The sequence below is a fragment of the Cupriavidus phytohabitans genome (genome assembly GCF_017815025.1).
Classification (GTDB): Bacteria; Pseudomonadota; Gammaproteobacteria; order Burkholderiales; family Burkholderiaceae; genus Cupriavidus.
The window spans coordinates 1-587 of the sequence record NZ_JAGIQB010000239.1; the positions used below are offsets into that span (position 1 = coordinate 1).

At 70.9% G+C, this 587-nt stretch carries 1 protein-coding gene; it reads right to left on the reverse strand.

What is annotated here, in order from left to right; genetic code table 11:
- A partial coding sequence (locus tag J8I34_RS34320; protein ID WP_500784455.1) for a Rossmann-fold NAD(P)-binding domain-containing protein occupies positions 1-587 on the reverse strand: 587 nt, incomplete at both ends.

The following is a 587-nucleotide window of genomic DNA, read 5'->3' on the forward strand; positions in this document are numbered from 1 at the left end:
AGCTTGAGGAAATCCAGCACGTTGCGGGCATAGAGCGCCGAGGCGTCGGCCGCCACCATGCTGGCCAGGTTGGTATGGCCGATGAGGGTGACGCCATGGCGCTCGACCACCTCGTCGGCCACCGTCAGCGGGCAGTTGCCGCCCTGCGCGGCGGCCAGGTCGACCACCACCGAGCCCGGCTTCATCTGCTGCACGGTCGCTTCCTGCAGCAGCACCGGCGCCTTGCGGCCCGGGATCAGCGCGGTGGTGATGACGATGTCGGCCTGGATCGCGCGCTGGTGCACCAGCTCGGCCTGGCGCTTCATCCAGTCCGGCGGCATCGGGCGCGCGTAGCCGCCCACGCCCTGCGCGATCTCGCGCTCTTCGTCGGTCAGGAACGGCACGTCGAGGAACTTGCCGCCGAGCGATTCGATCTGTTCCTTGACCGCGGGGCGCACGTCGGACGCCTCGATCACCGCGCCCAGGCGCTTGGCGGTGGCGATGGCCTGCAGGCCGGCGACGCCGGCGCCCAGGATCAGCACGCGCGCGGCCTTGACGGTGCCGGCGGCGGTCATCAGCATCGGCATGAAGCGCTGGTAGTGGTGCGC